General features: G+C 44.1%; 16 protein-coding genes. 5 read left to right on the top strand and 11 right to left on the bottom strand.

What is annotated here, in order from left to right; translation table 11 throughout:
* Positions 1–77: 77 nt before the first annotated feature.
* On the bottom strand, positions 78–563 hold the full coding sequence (locus tag JMX83_RS05355) for a Dps family protein (RefSeq protein WP_201599508.1): 486 nt from the start codon (positions 561–563) through the stop codon (positions 78–80).
* Between the two features lie 256 nt (positions 564–819).
* Entirely contained in the window at positions 820–1,479 is a 660-nt protein-coding gene (locus tag JMX83_RS05350; protein WP_058025884.1) for a YcxB family protein, read from the bottom strand.
* 485 nt (positions 1,480–1,964) lie between these two features.
* On the opposite strand from JMX83_RS05350, the gene serS reads away from it, so the two are divergent.
* From serS to JMX83_RS05325, 5 genes are all read left to right on the top strand, one after another.
* A complete protein-coding gene (gene serS / locus JMX83_RS05345) occupies positions 1,965–3,251 on the top strand; it encodes a serine--tRNA ligase (RefSeq protein WP_201511076.1) in 1,287 nt (428 codons plus the stop codon).
* Between the two features lie 295 nt (positions 3,252–3,546).
* Positions 3,547–5,544 carry a transketolase gene (gene tkt, locus JMX83_RS05340; protein WP_201599507.1) on the top strand — a complete coding sequence of 666 codons (1,998 nt, stop codon included), beginning with the start codon at positions 3,547–3,549 and terminating at the stop codon, positions 5,542–5,544.
* A 270-nt stretch (positions 5,545–5,814) separates the two neighbouring features.
* Positions 5,815–6,357, top strand: coding sequence for a hypothetical protein (locus JMX83_RS05335; protein ID WP_201599506.1), 543 nt, complete (start codon positions 5,815–5,817; stop codon positions 6,355–6,357).
* Positions 6,358–6,541: 184 nt separating this feature from the next.
* Positions 6,542–6,814 carry a hypothetical protein gene (locus tag JMX83_RS05330; RefSeq protein ID WP_201599505.1) on the top strand — a complete coding sequence of 91 codons (273 nt, stop codon included), beginning with the start codon at positions 6,542–6,544 and terminating at the stop codon, positions 6,812–6,814.
* A 217-nt stretch (positions 6,815–7,031) separates the two neighbouring features.
* Entirely contained in the window at positions 7,032–8,051 is a 1,020-nt protein-coding gene (locus tag JMX83_RS05325) for an NERD domain-containing protein (RefSeq protein WP_201599504.1), read from the top strand.
* 12 nt (positions 8,052–8,063) lie between these two features.
* Here the strand turns inward: JMX83_RS05325 and JMX83_RS05320 are convergent, their stop codons facing one another.
* The 9 genes from JMX83_RS05320 to exaC all read right to left on the bottom strand — a co-directional run bounded on the left by JMX83_RS05320 (position 8,064) and on the right by exaC (position 19,727).
* On the bottom strand, positions 8,064–9,035 hold the full coding sequence (locus tag JMX83_RS05320) for a peptide ABC transporter ATP-binding protein (protein WP_201599503.1): 972 nt from the start codon (positions 9,033–9,035) through the stop codon (positions 8,064–8,066).
* Complete coding sequence (locus JMX83_RS05315; protein ID WP_265089495.1) at positions 9,032–10,105, bottom strand: ABC transporter ATP-binding protein; 1,074 nt, start codon at positions 10,103–10,105, stop codon at positions 9,032–9,034. Before JMX83_RS05315 ends, JMX83_RS05320 begins: the two co-directional genes overlap by 4 nt.
* Position 10,106: 1 nt before the next feature.
* On the bottom strand, positions 10,107–11,021 hold the full coding sequence (locus JMX83_RS05310) for an ABC transporter permease (protein ID WP_114700463.1): 915 nt from the start codon (positions 11,019–11,021) through the stop codon (positions 10,107–10,109).
* A 141-nt stretch (positions 11,022–11,162) separates the two neighbouring features.
* Positions 11,163–12,179: an ABC transporter permease gene (locus JMX83_RS05305; RefSeq protein ID WP_114700462.1), complete on the bottom strand. Its 1,017-nt coding sequence runs from the start codon at positions 12,177–12,179 to the stop codon at positions 11,163–11,165.
* Between the two features lie 241 nt (positions 12,180–12,420).
* Complete coding sequence (locus JMX83_RS05300; protein ID WP_201599502.1) at positions 12,421–14,061, bottom strand: ABC transporter substrate-binding protein; 1,641 nt, start codon at positions 14,059–14,061, stop codon at positions 12,421–12,423.
* A 490-nt stretch (positions 14,062–14,551) separates the two neighbouring features.
* Positions 14,552–16,195 (bottom strand): GMC family oxidoreductase, encoded by a 1,644-nt coding sequence (locus tag JMX83_RS05295; protein ID WP_201599501.1) that lies wholly within the window; start codon positions 16,193–16,195, stop codon positions 14,552–14,554.
* 176 nt (positions 16,196–16,371) lie between these two features.
* Positions 16,372–16,713, bottom strand: coding sequence for a DUF779 domain-containing protein (locus JMX83_RS05290; RefSeq protein ID WP_201599500.1), 342 nt, complete (start codon positions 16,711–16,713; stop codon positions 16,372–16,374).
* Positions 16,714–16,913: 200 nt separating this feature from the next.
* Positions 16,914–17,942, bottom strand: coding sequence for an alcohol dehydrogenase AdhP (gene adhP, locus JMX83_RS05285; RefSeq protein ID WP_201599499.1), 1,029 nt, complete (start codon positions 17,940–17,942; stop codon positions 16,914–16,916).
* A 258-nt stretch (positions 17,943–18,200) separates the two neighbouring features.
* Positions 18,201–19,727 (bottom strand): acetaldehyde dehydrogenase ExaC, encoded by a 1,527-nt coding sequence (gene exaC, locus JMX83_RS05280; protein ID WP_201599498.1) that lies wholly within the window; start codon positions 19,725–19,727, stop codon positions 18,201–18,203.
* Positions 19,728–20,158: the final 431 nt, after the last annotated feature.

The raw sequence follows: 20,158 nt of genomic DNA, 5'->3' as shown, positions 1-20,158 counted from the left end.
TGGGTGCTTTTTTATGGTTCTAAGTTTTACTATTATTTGGCTTAATTTAAGCGATATATAATCAGCTTAATAAAGTATTAACCCAAAAATGCATTGTACATCCATACCAGTTTCTCTTGCTCTTGAACATAGGCATCGACCAGGTCAGCGGTACCTTGATCATCGCTTTCTGCTGCTAATGAGGATACTTGACGCTGCTCTGCGATTAAGGCTTGTAAACCAGTTACCACGCCTTTAACGCAAGATGTACCATCTTTGACGTTTTTGTCTTCGCTGATGCTAGTGTGTTGTACAAAATCGCTATAAGCGTGAAGTGGTGTACCACCAAGAGTCAAGATACGCTCAGCGATCTCATCAATCTGTAACTGCAGCGCTGTGTATAATTCTTCAAACTTTGGATGCAAAGTAAAGAAATGCTCACCTTTTACATTCCAATGATAGCCACGTACGTTTAAGTAAAACACATGATACGTTGATAGCAGGTTGTTTAATTGAGCGATGACTTCGCTCATGTCAGCTTTTTCTAGACCGATCTGGTTAGTAGCGTTATTAGTATTACTCATAATATTGTCCTTATAGTGTGAGTGTTGTTATATGAAACTAAAGAAAGACGAGTAGTAGTTAATTGATATAGAAATAAAAATATCTTAACTTTTATTAATATCTATATAAGCTCTAGCTCTTCCTTTGATGCTTATAATAATAGCAAACTATCATTAATAAGTTGAATATAATAAATGCAATTTTACGATTGATTTTATAAAACTATAATTGAGTCTCTCTATCGTTTTTCTAAACAATAGAGAGAGCTAATAGCCATTATGCTGGCGGCTGCAAGTTTTCAGGATTTAAGCCTTTAACCGGAACCACTTCTTGTAAATGTTGACGTACCGTATCGATAGGGAATTTTTGCGCTTGCAAACGTTTCGGAAGAATTTGGCTACCTTGTTGACCTTTCATCTCAAACATCATAAAGATATAGTCGTCAGTCTCATCCCAGCTCTTGATAGCAGTCCACGGAATAACCGCTTGCTGGGTCGCACCTGCACGCATTTGCATACCGCGCATTTGCGAGTTTTTCATCATCTCAGGCTGGTTGCTTGGCATCGCCATGACTAGACCATGTTTTTGTACACCTAGCTTCATTTGGCGCATTTCATCTGGCATCTCTTGATCAGCAATTTGTTTTTCAAATTCTCTTTTTACATACCACCTAAAGCCTAAAGTACGCGCCAACAGATAAATCACCACACCAACCAGCATCAACCAAAAAATGATGGTTGAATAGCCTGTTACAAAGATCAGTCCTGCAATAGCGAGTACCACAACCACAGCCATAATGATCCATTCTTTGGTCTTAAAGCTCGACAGACCAAAAGAGGGGCTGGCACTGGCAAACAGTTCATATTGGGCTTGAAGAAATTCAGCTTCAGTCAGGTTTAAGGCGACAGGTTGGAGCGTGTAAGGATACAGGGCCATAAAGGTTTCTCAGATGCTTGTGTTAAAAGTGTTGGGTTTACATCGCCAAAGCCAAGTCGTGATGTACTACTTGGCTGTAGGTAAATAAAGGTATGCGCTTATCTTACCGAAAAGTACTCTTAAATGAAACATATAAGCGGTTCTGTTCACTGATAGCGGCGATATTAATGGCTTTAATAAAGGTAGATGAGCCTTATTAAAGTAAGTTGAACTTTAGGATATGCATTTCCGGTAAGCATAACTGACTGTGAATAATGAAAGTAGTAGCCCAAAATCACGCTAAAAGCGCTCAAAAAAGCTCAAAGCATGGTCAAATCTGCTGGGTCTTGGTATGATAGCGGCACCCATATAGTTTGATAAAAAATATGGCAGCATGGCAAGGTAGTTATTGAGTTATCAAGCTTTGCAATAAGTATAAGCTGACCAATAATTATACTAATAATGTTTAAACTTCTTATTCACTCTTAGTGTTACAGGCAACGATTATGATTGATCCAAAACTCTTACGCGGCGATTTAAGCGATTTACAACAGCAACTGGCCACTCGTGGCTACACGCTTGATATGGAGTTTTGGCAGTCGATTGAATCCGAGCGCAAGTCTCTACAAGTCAAAACAGAAGAGTTGCAATCGCGCCGTAACGCTGGCGCTAAGCAAGTCGGTGCCCTAAAAAAATCAGGCGAAGATGCCAGTGAGCTATTGGCTGAGATGCAAAGTGTCAGCGGTGAGATTAAAGCTGCTGAAGACGAGCTACGCACCTTACAAGAGCGACTCACTCAAGCGGCGCTACAGATTCCGAATATACCAGCGGCAGATGTACCAGTCGGTACGTCAGAAGACGATAACGTAGAAGTGCGTAAGTGGGGCACGCCGCGTACGTTTGATTTTGAAATTCAAGATCATACTCATATCGGCGAGACGCTTGGTATGCTTGACTTTGAAGCAGCGACCAAATTGACTGGTAGCCGCTTTAACGTGCTAAAAGGTCAATTGGCGCAGCTACACCGCGCACTGATCCAATTCATGCTCAACACCCATACCATGAAATATGGCTATCTTGAGACCTATGTGCCTTATATCGTCAATAGCGATAGTCTAAAAGGGACGGGTCAGTTGCCTAAGTTTGAAGATGATTTGTTTAAGCTGAGCAATCACACGAATAATGATGAGATGGATTTTTATTTGATTCCAACCGCTGAAGTGCCAATGACTAATTTGGTACGCGGCGAGCGTTTGGATATCAAAGAGCTACCGCTAAAATTCACCGCGCATACGCCATGTTTCCGTAGTGAAGCGGGCTCACACGGGCGTGATACGCGTGGCTTGATTCGTCAGCATCAGTTTGAAAAAGTGGAAATGGTTAATGTTGGCACCGCAGAGCAATCTGATGACTTGCTAGAGGCGATGACAGGGCAGGCCGAATATATCTTGCAGCAGCTTGAGTTGCCATACCGTACAGTACAACTATGTACGGGCGATATGGGTTTTGCCGCACAAAAGACCTATGACATTGAAGTATGGCTACCAAGCCAAGATACGTATCGTGAAATCTCTAGCTGCTCTAACTGTGGTGACTTCCAAGCGCGCCGTATGGGTACGCGTGTCAAAGATGGCAAGCAAACCAGCCTCGCGCATACCTTAAATGGTTCAGGTTTAGCGGTTGGTCGTACGCTACTAGCAGTGATGGAAAATCATCAAAATGCTGACGGTAGCATTACGATTCCAGAAGTATTACGTCCGTTTATGGGCGGTGCTGAGACTATTTCAGTTTAATAAATTGACTGTAAGTAATGAGCTGCCTGTCACTTAGGTCACTTGCAGCTTGTTATTTATAACTTAAATCAAAGTCCGTCATTGCTTATCGTTTAACAAAACTGATATGAGTCATTGCTAAATATAAACGGTCTTGTCACCGCATTTTTGGCTAGGCTCATAGCAAATATGTTAAAATTGCATTTTTATTTTATAGCCTATCCACTGAGGACGCCCGCCGCGTTTTTGGTGGATTATCCTTTGAGTAAACCTTCCTCTTATCTTTATACGACTCATTCGAATATTAGGACACTCTATGCCAGCTCCAATTAGCGAACGTAAACTAGCCAATGCCATCCGTGTACTGTCGTTTGACGCGGTTCAAAAAGCCAACTCTGGACATCCGGGTGCGCCAATGGGTATGGCTGATATTGCCGAAGTTTTGTGGCGCAAATTTTTGAAGCACAATCCAGCTGATCCTAATTGGCACAACCGTGATCGCTTTGTACTGTCAAACGGTCATGGCTCGATGCTTATTTATTCATTGCTACATTTATCAGGTTATGATGTCAGCGTTGATGACCTAAAAGGTTTCCGTCAGTTGCATTCAAAGACCCCAGGCCATCCTGAACTTGGCTACACGCCTGGTGTAGAAACGACGACTGGTCCACTAGGACAAGGTATTGCCAATGCCGTTGGCTTTGCAATCGCAGAAAAAACCCTAGCTGCACAGTTCAACCGCGACGGTCACAATATCGTCGATCATCACACCTATGCATTCCTAGGCGATGGCTGCTTGATGGAAGGTATCAGTCATGAAGTGTGCTCGCTCGCTGGCACGTTGGCGCTCGGAAAATTGGTATTCTTCTACGATGATAATGGTATCTCAATCGACGGTAATGTCGAAGGCTGGTTCACCGATGACACCGAAGCGCGTTTTGAGTCTTACGGTTGGCAAGTGATCAATGTTGATGGTCACGATACTGATGCGATCACGCAAGCAACGGAGCAAGCCATTGCAGAGACTACTAAGCCAAGTCTAATTATTTGTAAAACCACGATCGGTGCGGGTAGCCCGAATAAACAAGGTCTAGCCGCCAGTCATGGCGCGCCACTCGGTGATGACGAAATTGCCCTGACGCGTGATGCATTGTCTTGGAAACATGCACCGTTTGAATTAGCTGACGAAATCTATGAAGCATGGGATGCTAAAGCCAAAGGCGACGTACAACAGAAAAACTGGGATGCAGACTTTGAAGCGTATAAAAAAGCCTATCCAGAGCTTGCCGCAGAACTATCACGCCGTCTAAATGGCGAGTTGCCCGCTGACTTTGGCAGCCAAGCGCAAGCTTATATTCAGCAAACGCAAGAAGCGGGCGGTGATGTTGCTAGTCGTAAAGCTAGCCAAAATGCTATCAACAGCTTGCAGCCGTTATTGCCAGAATTGCTAGGCGGTTCAGCGGATCTAGCTGGCTCGAACCTTACGCTATTCAAAGGCGCGAAAGGCATCGAAAAAGACGCTAACGGCAACTATATCTATTACGGTGTGCGCGAGTTCGGTATGACTGCGATTGCCAATGGTATTGCATTGCATGGCGGTTTTATCCCTTACGTAGCGACGTTCCTGATGTTTATGGAATACGCACGTAACGCGGTACGTATGGGCGCATTGATGAAGCAGCGCGTCATCCATGTCTATACGCATGACTCTATCGGTCTGGGTGAAGATGGCCCAACGCATCAGCCAGTTGAGCAATTGACTAGCCTACGTACCACGCCAAACCTACGTACATGGCGTCCTTGTGATGCGACTGAATCTGCCAGCGCGTGGGTAGAAGCGATCAAATCAGAAAACAACCCATCAGCATTGATCTTTAGCCGTCAAAGCTTGCCACATCAAGCACGTGACAGTGAGCAAGTAGCGAACATCACCAAAGGTGGTTATGTACTGGCAAAAGAGCAGGGCGAGCTACAAGCCATCATCATCGCGACAGGTTCAGAAGTTGGCCTAGCGATGGAAGCGTATCAGGCGTTGAGCGCAAATGGCGTTGGCGTACGTGTGGTGTCTATGCCATGTGCTGAGATTTTTGTTGAGCAAGATGCTAGCTATCGCGAAGCGGTATTGCCTGCCAACATCCGTGCTCGCGTCGCAGTAGAAGCCGCGCATGTAGATTACTGGTATAAGTTCGTTGGTCTAGATGGCAAAGTCATCGGCATGACGACTTATGGCGAATCTGCTCCTGCTAGCGACTTGTATAAAGAGTTCGGTATCACGACTGACGCTGTGATTGAAGCGGTGAATAGTTTGGTTTAATTAGCCTGACTTAATTAGTATTTAAAAAAAAGCCATCAGAGAAATCTGGTGGCTTTTTTTGTGATTTAATTTTTGGCTTTTCTTTTGGTCTGCTTTTATCAATATGGTTATTGGTAAAATAACTGCTGCAACCAGTACTAAATTCTGTGCCTCAATATAATGATTTAGTGGTAAATTAGAATAGATTGATTGCTTACAAAGATAAGTTTTATTTCTTGTGCAGCTCTCATATAAAAATAAATTATATAACTACAGAATTGGAAAAATTAGATGGATAGTATCGAGCTGACAAACGCTATTACATGGCTAAAACAGATTGAACTAAGTGAAGGCTTGATAGCAGCCTGCATAATCGGAATATTTGGACTATGCGGTATTCTCATTACTCAGAGATCTGAACGCAAAAAAGAGTATGAAGCCTTTTTAAGAATAAAGTTTGAGGAAGTAGTTTTTAGACTAGTTGATTTTGCAGCCATTATTCAGGAAGTTCAATCCAAAAGTTTTTCAAGCAATTGCGATGAAGCTTTAGATGTTGATGAATTTTACAGAGAAGGTGGCAAGATAGAAATATTGATAGCTTTATATTTTCCAGAGCTTGAGAAAAAATATGAGTTGTTTTTAAATGCAGGAGGAGACCTGATAAATGCACAGTATGAATATGAAATTAACCCTAACGATAGTACTTTAGATGCACTTAAACAGCTTGATGAAGAGTATGATCGGGTTTATAAGAGTTTTTATAAACATATCAGATCATGTTCTTCTGCTTATGCCAAGCCTTTAAAGCATCGTAAGAGAGTACTGATCAATTAAATTTAAAGAGTTTTGTTATTGCGCTTAGCACATTCTATAACCATTCTAAAGATCGCTATTATGTCCCTGAAATCCAGCTTCAAATGTTTCCTAGGTGAAACCGTTATCAACGTCATCATGTGGCTAAAGCTTGAAAAAGATGTCTATAATCCGAAAGAAAAAATTATATAGGCTGGACACAAAGATGAATATCATGCATCAAAAAGTAGCTATCTATAACAATAAAATTAAAGAAAGTGCTGAGTTAATATTTGAAAGCTATTCGGATTCTGCTGAAAATGTTGGACTAACTCTTGTATTGGCCGGACTTGGTAGGTATAAATTTCAAGGTAGTGATTTTTATACAGCACTATTCGGACTAAGGGCGCTACTAGAGCCTAAAAGCATTGTTATATGTATCAATGGATGTAGATTAGATTTTGTGTGCTCAAGTATGGGTCAGCAAATGTCACAATGAAAAGTTGGCTATATCGTTGAAATGGGAAAGCGAGGCACTAACAGAGTTGGGACTTTTAACCATTATGATGATCTAGATAAATTAACTACAGTAAATAAGCAAATGGACTATATCAGACAATGGAGTGAGTCGCTAAAAGGTCAGTTTACTGGTTATATTAAATGAATGTTTGGTGTAAGTGCCAATTAAGTAGATACTATCGATAGAGTAAGAAACAATGTCCCTAAAATCCAGCTTCAAAGGTTTCCTAGGCGAAACCGTCATCAACGTTGCCATGTGGCTTAAGCTTGAAAAAAACGTTTATCACCGACTAAACGGTATTACCTTGCCAAGAGCAAATGGCGGTAGCACTCAAATCGACCATATTATCGTCTCTGTATACGGTATCTTTGTCATCGAAACCAAAAACTACAAAGGCTGGATATATGGTAGCGAGAAACAAAGACAGTGGACACAAGTATTCCCAAATGGAAGCAAATACAAATTCCAAAACCCATTGCGCCAAAACTACTTGCATATTAAGACGCTTGCAGATTTATTAGGATTGGAGTTGAGCTATTTTCATTCGATGATTGCTTTCATCGGTGAGTGCGAGCTAAAAACCCGTGATGAGCTACCCGAACACGTATTGACAGGTGGTATGGTATCTTATGTGAAGAAGAAGCAAGATAAGATACTGACTGAAGACGAGGTTGAGTCCATCGTTGAGCAGATTGATAGCAATAGATTTAGTAAGTCTTGGCGTACCAATAGAGAGCATAAAGCTTATTTAAAAGACAAGCATAGCCCCTCAAACAAACAGCCTAGCAGTAATGCTATTGATAAACCAATTGCTAAAACTGCCAGTAAGCCTATACCAGAGCCGATAGCAAAAGAAACCGCTAAACGAGCCACGCTGAAAAGTAGAGAAGTGCAGCGATGGTCTGGTCAAACTGAGGTTGAATCTAGCGAATTACCGATTGATAGTCTGAATACTCAGCAGAAAATCACACCACATGATATGGCTGATAAAGTGTTTCTTACACCGTTTGAGGTTTTAGAGCCTGAACTAGCAGCGAGTTCCTCTGAGACAGTTGAGGTGATAGACCATACAGCTGATTTAATTCAAACACCAACCTGTCCAAGGTGTAACGGTGAGATGATTAAGAGAGTAGCAAAAAAAGGCCTGAATCAAGGTCAGACCTTTTTTGGTTGTATCCAATTTCCTAAATGTCGCGGTGTGGTGAATATTACTTAGCCGTTAGTCACCTTAACCATATATTTCTTCCAAGCGTAAACAAGCAACCAATCGACCATCCCATTCGCGCAGTTGCGGCTCTATTTCGCTACATTGCGAGGTGGCATATGGGCAGCGTTTATGCAGTGCACAGCCACTTGGTGGATTGAGTGGACTTGGTAGTTCTCCCTGCAGCGTTAGATCGTTTTTATGACCATTTACTGTTGGGGCAGCCGCCAATAGAGCGATGGTATACGGATGTTTTGGCGCATTATAAATGGCTTCTTTCGGCCCGTGCTCGACGGCTTGACCCAAGTACATCACCATTACATCATCAGCGACATGACGTACGACTGACAAGTTGTGTGAGATAAAGACGTAAGCGGTACGATACTCATCCTGCAAATCCATAAACAGATTTAAGACTTGCGCTTGAATCGATACGTCGAGCGCGGAGGTCGGCTCATCAGCGACGACAATTTTTGGATTGAGCATCATGGCACGGGCAAGGGCAATCCGCTGGCGCTGACCACCCGAAAACATATGTGGAAAACGCCCAGCATGTTCAGGACGTAGGCCAACATTTCTCATCATCTCGTTGATTTTGTCACGCTTTTCTTCTTTAGACAGATTGGTATGAATATCCAACGGCTCCGTCAATTGATAGGCGATAGTATGACGCGGATTTAAGCTACCATAAGGGTTTTGGAAGACCATTTGAATTTCGGTACGTAAGTCTTTAAGCGCCTTTCTACTATAGCCAGTGGTGCCTTCATCATTGATAAATAACTCGCCTTGCGTAGGCGCTTCGATCAGCGTCAACTGGCGGGCAAGGGTGGATTTGCCGCAGCCGGATTCACCAACGACTGCCAGTGTCTTCCCAGCTTCAAGCTCGAATGAGATACCGTTTAGAGCTTTGACATACGCTTTTGGTTTACCTAACCCTTGTGATACTGGGTAATGCTTGTGCAAATTGTCTGCCTTTAAAACCACTTTATTACTCATACTTGTGACTCCAAAATAGCAGCGTGAGAGATAGGGGTGCGAGAAGAGGGATCAGCATGAATACAGCGTACCTTACCATTTGGTGTATCCAAAATAGGCGGTGGTACATCACACGTTGGCTCTTTGTACGGGCAACGAGGAGACAATAAGCAACCGCTTGGGCGATCATATTGGCTTGGTACAACACCGGGTAAGCTATTCAATCGATCTTGTCCGATAGCCAGCTCAGGGATAGCTTGTAATAGCGCCTCTGTATAAGGGTGTGCAGGATGTTGAAAAATCTCTGGCACGGTACTGGTTTCCACCACTTGTCCAGCATACATGACCGCGACATCTCGTGAGTTTTGTGCGACAAGGCCTAGGTCATGGGTAATCAAAACCATCGCCATTTGTTTTTCACGTTGTAAACGACCGAGCAAATCCATAATTTGCGCTTGTACAGTGACATCAAGTGCGGTGGTCGGTTCATCAGCGATGAGTAGTTTTGGCTCGCAAGCCAGCGCCATCGCAATCATAACGCGCTGGCTCATACCGCCTGAGAGTTGATGCGGATAGACTTTGAGTCGGTTTTTGGCGTCAGGCATTTCGACCAACTCTAACAGCTCTAATATGCGTGCCTGTACTGCCGCACCGCGTAAACCAAGATGCTTGCGCAGTACTTCGCCCAACTGCATCTCAACGGTAAAGCTTGGATTGAGGCAAGACATCGCGTTTTGAAAAATCATAGAGATGTCTTTGCCAATGATGCCGCGTTTTTCTTTGGCAGGCATACTGATCATGTCTTTATTATCAAACATCACTCGCTTGGCACGGACGGTCGCAGACGGCGGCAATAGCCCCATCAGCGCCATCATCGTGACCGATTTACCTGAGCCGGATTCACCCACAACAGCGATGACTTCACCTTGTGTTATTTTTAAAGACACATCATCTACAGCACGAAAGGCACGCTTTCCTTGACCAAAAGTGACCGACAGATTTTCGATGTCTAATAACAACGGCGCGTCTTTTGTTGATGTGCCATTCATAGAAGTATGAGTGGTAGGCGTTTTAATTAAGGTGTCAGTCATCTTAGGTCACCTGCTTTAATTTGGGATCGAGCGCGTCACGCAGGCCATCACCCGTCAAGTTAATCGACAATGCAGCCAAGAAAATAGCGACACCTGGCCAAATAGCGAGCCAAACATTGCTTTGAATGTATTGACGAGCCGTACCGAGCATCGCGCCCCATTCAGCATCAGGTGGCTGTACACCAAAGCCTAAGAAACCAATCGCACCCGCTTCTAAAATAGCAGAAGAAAAAATCATCGTTGCCTGTACGATAAGCGGTGCCATACAGTTGGGCAAAATAGTGATAAACAATAGGCGCAGTACGCCAGCACCCATCACTTGCGAGGCGATAAAGTACTCACGTTGCAACTCTACCATCGCGGTGGCGCGAGTCAGACGAATAAAGGGCGGCGTACAGACCAAAGCGATGGTAATAATCGTATTGGTCATAGATGGCCCTAAGATAGCAGCAATGATGATCGCTAGTAGTAAGCTGGGGTATGACATCAAAATATCATTGACCAGCATGACCGCTTTACCCCAAACCTTGGGCCAAAATGCGGCACTAAGTCCTAATGAAATACCGACTAGCATAGCAAGGGTCGTCGCGCTCAGACCGATAAATAAAGAATAACGCGCGCCATACATCACCCGAGACAAGGTATCTCGCCCAGCATCATCAGTGCCTAGCCAAAACATCGCATCGCCGCCACTCAAGAAGGCTGGCGGCAGCTGCTCTTGACCAGTAAACAATTCATAAGGGTCATGGGGTGCAATAGTGGGCGCGAGTATGGCAATGATGACCATCAATGCCAATACAATAAAACCAAGTACTGCGCCTTTATTGCGACAAAACGTCGATAAAAATAGCTGCCAAGATGATGGCGGTGTGGCGGCCATAAGATTGACATCAGAGGGGAGAACAGAAGGCTTCATGAGCAGTTCCTATAGTGGCTAGCGCAGTGACAGTTTTTAGAATTTTGTTCCTAAAAAAGTACTAAGCATTGCTAAAATATCACTTCAGCGCCAATCATCACTATTTATAATATGAGTATTTATCAATGTGACATTGTGACATCAAGAGGTATGTCGAATACGCGGATTGATCAGACCATACAAAATATCAATAAATAAACTGACCAAAATCAAGGCGGTGGCGACCAACAAAATACCGTTTTGCACAATGGGGTAATCACGAGTGAAAAAGCCATCGAGGAGCCAATTACCAACGCCCGGCCAGCTAAAGATAGTCTCAGTGATAATCGCGCCTGCAAGCAACGTCGCCATCTGCAAGCCAACGACAGTAACCACGGTAATCAATGCATTACGCATCACGTGTATCATTATCACGCGGCGGGGTGATAAGCCTTTGGCTCTGGCCGTACGCACATAGTCTTCATCTAACACTTCCAGCATCGCAGAGCGTGTCATCCGCGCGATCATAGCGAGTGGAATGGTCGATAGTGCAATCGATGGTAAAATAAAGTGTTTAACCACATTCCAGAATGCGCCCGGTTCTCCTGAGGTGAGAGAGCCGAGTAACCATGAACCGTATAGTGGCTGGACGTCTAAGAACTGTGCGACAGAAATTACCCCAGCAACGGGTAAAAGGCCAAGATAGTGAGCGAATATACCAGTTAGGATAGGTCCCAATAGATAGATCGGCATCGAGTATCCTGCCAGTGCTCCTGACATCAGGGTATAGTCAATCCAAGTACCACGGCGTAAGGCGGCAAAAATACCTAAGCTCACACCAATGACACTAGCAATGACAATCGCGCACAACGCCAGCTCTAAGGTTGGTACGAAGTGAGCGAAAAAGTCTTGTAATACGGGAGAACGAGTCCGGAAAGACTGACCAAAGTCACCGGTCAATATACCCGTCAAATAGTCCCAATATTGGACAACGAGTGGTTTATCTAATCCGAGCCTTTCTAAGGCGCGGGCATGTAGCTCTGGATCGACCATACGCTCACCCATCATGATCTCAACAGCATCGCCCGGTACGAGACGAATCAACGTAAAGGTCGATAGCGTGAGGCCAAGATAGACAGGAATGAGAATGGCAATACGGCGCAGAATATAAAGTAGCATGGGCTGCTCAGTAGTTGTGATTCAATGAGTGGAGTGGTAGCAATGAATGAAGTCGTCCGTGACCATGCATTTAAGTCATAAGGCACTTGAGTGAAAGGCGCTTAAGTGACAAATACTTAAATGATAAGCACTTAAATAAAAAGTATTCAACGCATATAAATACGGCTGGAACAGAGATTCTGAGCCAGCCGAATACAAATTAAATAATAGTGCATGTCGTACCGGACTTAATTAGCTAAGGCTATTCGACCTTCACGCCATCGAAGCGTACAGCACCAAGTGGACTGATTTTGAAATCCACAACGTTTGGTGCAGTGAATACGGTTACTACCGAGTGCGCCATTGTCGTCCAAGGAAGTTGCTCTTTGAATATCTGCTGAGCTTGTACATAGTCATCCACACGCTCATCTTGATTGGTCACCTGACGCGCCTTCATGACCAAATTATCAAAGTCTTTATTACACCAGCGTGAGTAGTTGTTACCACCGACGGCGTCACAAGACAGTAATGAACCTAGCCAGTTATCTGGATCACCATTGTCGCCAGTCCAACCTGCCAAGATCACATCAGGCTCACCTTTAGCAGCGCGTTTTAGATACTCGCCCCACTCATAGGTTACAAGCTTGGTATTAACGCCAATCTTCGCCCAATCTGCTTGCAACATTTCAGCCATTAGCTTGGCATTGGGGTTGTACGGACGTTGGACTGGCATGTACCACAAGTCGATGCTCATGTTATCAGCACCTGCTTCTTTGATCAGCGCTTTTGCTTTTTCGACATCATAAGGCGCATCTTTAAGCGATTCGTCGTAACCCCACTGCGTTGGAGGCATCGGGTTGGTCGCTTTGAGACCTTCGCTTTGATAGACGGCATTGATAATCGCGTCTTTATTAATCGCCATATCTAATGCTTGACGAACTTTAAGATCACTAAGCTTCGGTTTTTCGACGTTGTAGCCCACATAGCCGACGTTAAAGCCTGGTTGATCAAGAACGGTGGCTTTACCAGATTTTTTGACTGATTCAATTTCGGCAGGTTTTGGATATGCCGATACATGACACTCACCTGCTTGAACTTTTTGCGCACGAACCGCTGAATCTTTGGTGATAACAAATACGAGGTTATCGATGTAAATGTTATCTTTGTCCCAATAGTCTGGGTTTTTGGTATAACGAATTTGCGCGTCTTTTTGGTACGACGTAAAGACGAAAGGACCTGTACCAACTGGTTTGGTATTAAGATCAGCGGCATTACCTGAAGCCATTAATTTATCTGCATATTCAGCAGAATTGATATAGGCAAACGGCATCGCTAAGTTCTGTAAAAATGGTGCGTTGGTCTCGCTTAGAGTGACTTTTACCGTGTAATCGTCAACTTTTTCAATGTTAGAAATAATATCAGGCAGTCCCATGCCAACTGAATATGGGAACTCAGCGGGATAGGCTTTGTTGAATTCATAATCTGGGTTGGTGAGACGTTCTAGGGTAAAAATAAGGTCGTCTGCGTTAAAGTCACGGCTTGGTGTGAAATAATCGGTTTTGCCGAACTTGACGCCTTTACGTAGATTAAAGGTGTAAGTCTTGCCATCTTCGCTAATATCCCAGCTTTCAGCGAGTCCTGGCTGAATCTCAGTACCGTCTCTTTTAAATTGTACCAAACCGTTATAAATAGGGTAGGCGCTCGCATCAAAATCTGTACCTGCGGTGTACTGTGCGGGATCGAAACCAGCAGGGCTACCTTCTGAACAATAAAGTAAGGTCTTGGCAGCTTTGGCATCTGAGCTGACAGCAGATTCATCAGTGGTTTTGTTGTCACCGCTACAGGCGCTTACACCCAAGATAAGCGCGGCCAACATCGTAAGTTTAAAGAGTGATTTTTGCATTATTACGTCCCATGTAATGATAGGTAGTCACTCATATATTTACCTAGTTTGTATTCGACCATGAATACAATGTGCGAGAAATATAATGAGCAAGCACTAAACTGGCTTTGAGTATTTATTCTAACGGTATATTTTTACAAAATAATACAAAAATAAAGTTGATATAACTTTAATTGATGTAGTTAAAAACATAACGATATGAATAGTTGTTCGAATATACTCTCATAAATAGCCGCAATGCAAGAAATATTTGAACTAATTTTTATAAAAAACATGGGTTTCTGCTCGTTTTGATATTATTTTGATCAATAATATCAATTATTGTTTCTTTCTATCTATCCCTGTGGTACCAATGGGAATGAGACGCAATAATGTATTAATCCTTAATTATAATTTTACTCAATAAAAACAATCAGAAATAAATTGGTTACATTTTGTGTACACCAATTTATGAGATATTGAGGTTATGAGAAATTGAGGGGATCCTAATCTACGTAGTGACTACCTCAGCATCACCATGTTTTGCCTTAATAAGATCTGCTATTTTTTCAGCAATCATAATCGTTGGCGCATTGGTATTGGCACTAATGAGTGTCGGCATAATTGAAGCGTCAATAACCCTTAATCCACCCACACCGCGTACTTTTAATTCCAAATCAACCACTGACTTATCATCTGCACCCATACGGCAAGTGCCTACGGGGTGGTAAATAGTGTCTGACTTATTGCGGATATAACCGAGCATGCCGTCTTTTTCGATATAAGGGGCGGGGTAGTCTTCGGTGATGTACTTGGTGAGTGCGGCCTCTTGCATAATAGCGCGAGTACGCTCGGCACCTGCCACCATATGCTCGACGTCTTTTGGATGTGAGAGGTAGTTGGGATCAATCAGTACGGCGTCAGAAGGATCAGCTGAGCTTAGTCTCACGGTGCCGCGACTCTCAGGGCGCAGGTAACAGCTGTGGCAAGAAATGGCATAGCCACGCCTCAAATCGCGACCATGCTCAATCACGCGCGAGATGACGAAATGCAACTGGGTATTTGGCCACTCTTTTGGCGCGTCGCCCACACTAAAGAAGGCACCCGCTTCTGCATAATTGGTAGATAGTATCCCTGTACCGTCTTTTCTCCACTGCCGAATGCTTTTAGGCAATGTCGCCATGGCTGCCAGACCGATGCCGATGACATCAGTGGTATTGACCTCGTAATCAAAGACGACATCCAAATGATCTTGTAGATTGCCACCGACGTCAGGTGCGTCTACCACGACATCAATGCCATGCGACTTTAGATGCTCAGCCGGACCGATGCCGGACAGCATCAGGACTTTGGGCGAGCCAAATGCACCCCCTGATAAGAGGACTTCATGACGCGCCTGAACGGTATGCTTCACACCATCTTTTTCGTAGATGACACCAGTGGCTTGATGGTCTTCGATAATGACGCGGTTGGCTTGCGCATGGGTGATCACGGTGAGATTCGGACGGTTTTGCACAGGGTGCAAGTAAGCCGCAGCAGCAGAGCAGCGTTGGCCTTGTTTTTCACCATGAAAGTGGGTAACTTGATATAACCCTGCACCGTCTTGTTTTTCGCTATTAAAATCGGTGTTATGGTCGAGACCATTGGCAACAGCAGCTTCTACAAAGGCTTTTGAGATGTCTCGCGGACTCAATAAGTCGCTAACATGCAGCGGTCCACTATCACCATGCAAGGCATCACTACCGTGAATATTGTTTTCGGCTTTAATAAAGTAGGGCAGCACATCATTAAATCCCCAGCCGGTACAGCCTTGTTCCACCCAGCGCTCATAATCTAGCCTACTGCCCCGCGTATACACCATGGCATTGATGGCAGAGGAGCCGCCCAAGCATTGCCCGCGTGGCTGAAAACCGCGACGGTTATTGAGATGCGTCTGAGGCGTAGTGTGAAAGCACCAGTTGTTCAATTTGAGCGGCTTGCCAGGAACCATCAAAATCAATCCAGCAGGTACACGTATCGCAAGATCCTTACCATCACCGCCATATTCTAATAGGCAAACGCTGATGTTTGGGTTTTCGGTGAGGCGGCTCGCCAATACACAACCTGCAGACCCACCGCCGACGATGACGTAATCAAATAGTGTGTCAGATTCCATGTCATATTCCTTATAGCGTCCATGCTAATCAAAATAGTTTAAGCTTTACCTTATCCATTATTTTGTGGAAATAATAAAATATAAATGACTCTGCGGTATCTATTTATATCAGTACAGGTTTACACGAGTATAGGAAAGTACGCTGGTATGTTGATACTCAGCTTATCGTTTGGAATTTATGATATATCATCTGATACTGAACACACTTCTGAGCGAACGATAAAGCGCTTACCTTCAGGTATCTCTAGTGAAAAGCTAGCACCGCGTCCTTTGACGACATCAATGGTCAAATCGGTATGCTGCCATAGATTGTATTGTGCGCGTCCCATATAAAATGGACAGCCAGCAAGCTCACCAACCAGCACATCCTGACCACCCACTTTGAACTCTCCTAATGGATAGCACATGGGCGAGCTGCCATCACAGCAGCCGCCTGATTGATGAAACATCAAATCACCATGCTTGGACTTTAGTAGCTCAATCAACGCCTTACACGACTCTGTTGCTGCCAGTTTCATATCGTACTCCTTCTTATGGCCCATCCATGGTTTATATAATTGCTCTCTAGTATCAGTATGCCACAGTCAAATCAAAAAGGTCGCATCATCTTCAGACACATCACAACTGGCATATGACTAAAAAGATACGACCTTCGGCTGATAATTGACAGTTGGAATAACTATGTAATAAGCTTATAACACTGTCATTTTACTATCCGTTATTGATTATAGTCGATGACGATACGACCTTCGATTTTGCCATTACGCATCCGCTCAAAAATATCATTGATGTTCTCTAACGGCTCAGCTTTGACGGTCGCTTTGACTTTGCCAGCCGCTGCCATATCTAGCGACTCTTGTAAGTCAAGACGTGTGCCAACGATAGAGCCGCGTATGGTGATACCATTGAGTACAGTATCAAAGATTGACACCGGGAAGTCGCCAGTGGGGAGTCCGTTACATACTAAAGTACCACCGCGACGTAACATGGTTAAGGCTTGATCAAAAGCTTTTGATGATACTGCAGTGACTAACACGCCATGAGCGCCACCGATTTTTTCTTGTAGCAACTCGCCTGGGTCTGTATTTTTGGCATTTACCGTCACTGTTGCCCCCAGCTTTTTGGCGAATTCAAGTTTTTCGTCATCAATATCAACAGCAGCGACATTGAGCCCCATGGCAATGGCATATTGTACAGCCATGTGACCAAGGCCGCCGATACCTGAAATAACAACCCAGTCGCCTGGCTTGGTGTCGGTCATTTTAAGTCCTTTATATACCGTGACGCCCGCACATAAAACAGGGGCAATCTCAATGGAGTCGACACTCTCAGGAATAATGCCAACATAGTCGGCATCTGCAAGGACGTATTCTGCAAAGCTACCGTTCACTGAGTAACCAGAGTTTTCTTGCTTTTTACATAAGGTTTCCCAGCCACCCAAGCAATGCGTACAGTGACCACAAGCAGAGTATAGCCATGGCACACCAACGCGGTCACCTGCTTTGACATGAGTTACGCCGTCACCGACCGCCGTGATCACGCCAACACCTTCATGGCCTGGGATAAATGGTGGGCTTGGCTTAACAGGCCAGTCCCCCTCAACCGCATGTAAATCAGTATGACAGACGCCTGAGGCGTGCATTTTGACAACTATTTGCCCAGCACCTGCGGTTGGAATGTCGACTTCTTCGATTTTTAAGTCTTGACCGAACTCATGTAATACAGCGGCTTTCATTTTGTTAGTCATAATAAGCTCTCTTTTATGGGTGATTGATAAATGTCGATATAAAAAGTTGTTACGATATTGCGTTCAAAACATGCAAACACCTTATTTTGAACGCAAGACTGCTACAAATTTTTCCTGCTGTGCGCCTAAGCGCATTAGCTGTGCGCCTAAGCGCATTAGAGGATATAAAAATTCGTCTCAGTTTTTTTATTTAGATCGTTGTAGCGAGCGGGCTATGTAACACTTGTGATAACCCGCTCCATGATTAGCAATGATGGTTTAGAAGAAGCCCATTTTTTTAGGGCTGTACGACACCAGCATGTTTTTGGTTTGCTGATAGTGGTCGAGCATCATTAAATGGTTTTCACGTCCGATACCAGATTGTTTGTAACCACCGAACGCCGAATGTGATGGATAAATATGATAGCAGTTGGTCCATACGCGGCCTGCTTGGATACCACGGCCGAAGCGATATGCCTTGTGTACGCTACGTGTCCATACGCCAGCGCCTAAACCATACAAGGTGTCATTGGCAATCTGCATGGCTTCGTCATCGTCTTTAAAAGTAGTCACGGCAAGGACAGGTCCAAAGATCTCTTCTTGGAACACGCGCATATCGTTGGTGCCCTCAAAGATAGTTGGTTTGACGTAGTAACCGTCTGTCAAGTCGCCATCGTGCTTGGCTTGTTCGCCGCCGACGAGCACTTTTGCGCCTTCTTTTTTACCGATATCAAGATAAGATAGAATTTTCTCTAATTGATCTGAGCTGGCTTGCGCGCCAATCATGGTGTCGGTATCTAATGGGTTACCCATCTTGATGGCTTCAACGCGGGCGATACAGCGTTTGATGAACTCATCATAGATGCTCTCATGAACGAGTGCCCGCGATGGACAGGTGCAGATTTCACCTTGGTTCAGTGCAAACATCACTAGACCTTCGACCGCTTTGTCCAAGAAGTCATCGTCCTCATCCATAACATCGGCAAAGAAGATGTTAGGGCTTTTGCCACCAAGCTCTAACGTCACTGGAATGATGTTTTCGCTCGCGTACTGCATAATGAGGCGGCCAGTCGTGGTCTCACCTGTAAAGGCAACTTTATTGATACGAGGGTTTGAGGCAAGTGGTTTACCCGCTTCGACACCAAAGCCATTGACGACGTTTAGCACGCCCTTTGGCAAAATGTCAGCGATACCGATGGTCTCTAACATGAACAGAATAGAAACTGGCGTTTGTTCGGCTGGCTTTAGAACGACACAGTTACCAGCAGCAAGGGCAGGTGCTAGCTTCCAAACGGCCATTAGGATAGGAAAGTTCCAAGGAATGATTTGACCGACGACACCAAGTGGCTCATGAAAATGATAAGCCACAGTGTCTTCGTCAATCTGACTGATACCGCCTTCTTGTGCGCGAATGGCGCTGGCAAAATAACGGAAGTGATCAATGGCTAGAGGGATGTCGGCTGCGAGTGTCTCACGAACAGGCTTGCCGTTTTCGTAACATTCGGCAATCGCAATCGCTTCTAGATTGGCTTCCATGCTGTCAGCTATTTTGAGTAACAAGTTGGCACGTTCAGTAACACTGGTTTTGCCCCATGCGTCTTTGGCAGCATGCGCCGCGTCTAGGGCTTTTTCGATATCGGCTTCTTTTGAGCGGGCGACTTGGCAAATAATCTTGCCGTCGATGGGGCTTGTGTTATCAAAATACTCTCCATCGATAGGAGCGGTCCACTCACCATTAATAAAGTTATCGTATTTTTCGCGGAACTGAACAGGGCTACCTTCCGTATTGGGATTTGCATACAGCATGAAACACTCCTTGTTGTGTTGTTTGTTTTATCGGATAATACAAGCGCAATTTTATCTATCCTAATATCTGTTATCGCAAAACAATATCAGTTGATGTTGTGATTGATTAACATCAATTGCTCTCTGTACGCGTTCCATACTACTCGGCTTCTGCTGATAATCATACTAAAATTTTATAATGACTGATGAGTTAACACATAACAGGAAGTTTGCTTTAATGGCCATGATTTTATTGCTGTAAAGCCTAGAATGCATAGGCTTGGTATTTATGATCAAAGCAGATACTTTACGGACAAAATTAAAAGATAAGCTATTGATTTTTTGCATTTATAAAAAATAAAGCATTTTTTATCTATATTCTATTGACAATTGTTTATTTTATTGTCGATACCTCAAGGTTGCACAGCCCGCAAATTTTAGGTGATTTTAGG

The sequence above is a fragment of the Psychrobacter piscatorii genome (assembly GCF_904846415.1).
Lineage (GTDB): Bacteria > Pseudomonadota > Gammaproteobacteria > Pseudomonadales > Moraxellaceae > Psychrobacter > Psychrobacter piscatorii.
This window is presented reverse-complemented; position numbering and strand designations above follow the sequence as displayed.